The organism is Citrobacter sp. VF227 (genome assembly GCF_052950715.1).
The window spans coordinates 1-1,090 of record NZ_JBRFVF010000057.1 but is presented as its reverse complement, the minus strand read 5'-3'; the positions used below and the strand labels follow the sequence as shown (position 1 = coordinate 1,090).

At 64.4% G+C, this 1,090-nt stretch carries 2 protein-coding genes; one reads left to right on the top strand and one right to left on the bottom strand.

The features are described from left to right. Nucleotides 1-143: 143 nt before the first annotated feature. On the bottom strand, nucleotides 144-752 hold the full coding sequence (locus tag ACU8YC_RS24970) for a transglutaminase-like cysteine peptidase (protein ID WP_446895954.1): 609 nt from the start codon (nucleotides 750-752) through the stop codon (nucleotides 144-146). Between ACU8YC_RS24970 and ACU8YC_RS24965 the strand changes: the two genes are divergently transcribed. Beyond that, nucleotides 745-1,090 (top strand): recombinase family protein (locus ACU8YC_RS24965; protein WP_446895953.1); only part of this gene is annotated, 346 nt, incomplete at its 3' end. The two genes, ACU8YC_RS24970 and ACU8YC_RS24965, sit on opposite strands and share 8 nt — an antisense overlap.

The following is a 1,090-nucleotide window of genomic DNA, read 5'->3' as shown; positions in this document are numbered from 1 at the left end:
AGGACCATCACCGAAACTAGCCGCATCGGAGTCCCCTGCGCATGATATGAGGTGGAATCATCGCAGCACGGGCACGAACGGCATCGAGCCGACGGTCGCCTCATCCTCGCCGAGGCTGTGCCCGGTCGAGCGACTATCCCCTCTCAACGGTTCGCCGTGGTGACGGGCGAGGTGACCCCGCCCAGCGACACCCAGGCGATGGCGTCCTGGCTCTCGCGCTTGACGAAGACATAGCCGGTCCGGTGCCAGGGTAAGATGTCGTTGGTCTTGTTGTCCAGGACGAGGTCGCCGCGATCGGTCAGCAGGGTGAGTACGGCGTGACCCTCGCCGTTGGCGTCCACGACCACGGTCATCCGCATCGCCCGGCGCGGCAGACCCGCCTCGGCGAGCAGATGGCGCTTCAGGAGCTGATAGTCCTCGCAGTCGCCGAAGCCGTCCTCGGCCAAGTTCCATTGATCGGCTACGTGCCAGTGGTCCATGTCGGTCATCGGATGCACCGCCTTATTCACCCGGCGGTTGATCGAAACGATGGTCGACCAGGAGCGCATCACAAAATGTGGGCAATCGGGTTCGGCGGGGATGCCGGCTTCGGGCAGGCAAAGGAGCGCTTTGTTGCCTGCCCGGCGGCGGTCCGACTTTGAACTCGCGCTCCCTGCGGGTTGGCGGTAAAGAAAACAGGTCAGCAAAACAGCGGAAAGCCGGCATCGTGCGAGACGACTTTCCTGACCAGAAAAGGGCCGACGCTTGCTCATCGGCTATGCCCGGGTCTCGACCGAGGACCAGCAGCTGGATCTGCAGCACGACGCGCTGGCTCGGGCCGGCTGCGGCAAGACCTTTGACGACAAGACGTCGGGTTCAAAAGCCGACCGGCCCGGATTGGCCGCGGCCCTCCACTACGCACGCGAGGGCGACCAACTCGTGGTGTGGCGGCTCGATCGTCTGGGCCGCTCGCTTCCCGATCTCATTGCATTGGTGCGGCGCCTCGATGACGCCGGTGTCCAGTTGCGCTCGCTGACCGAAGGCATCGACACCTCCACCATCAACGGCAAGCTCACCTTCCACCTGTTCGCCGCACTGGCCGAGTTCGAAC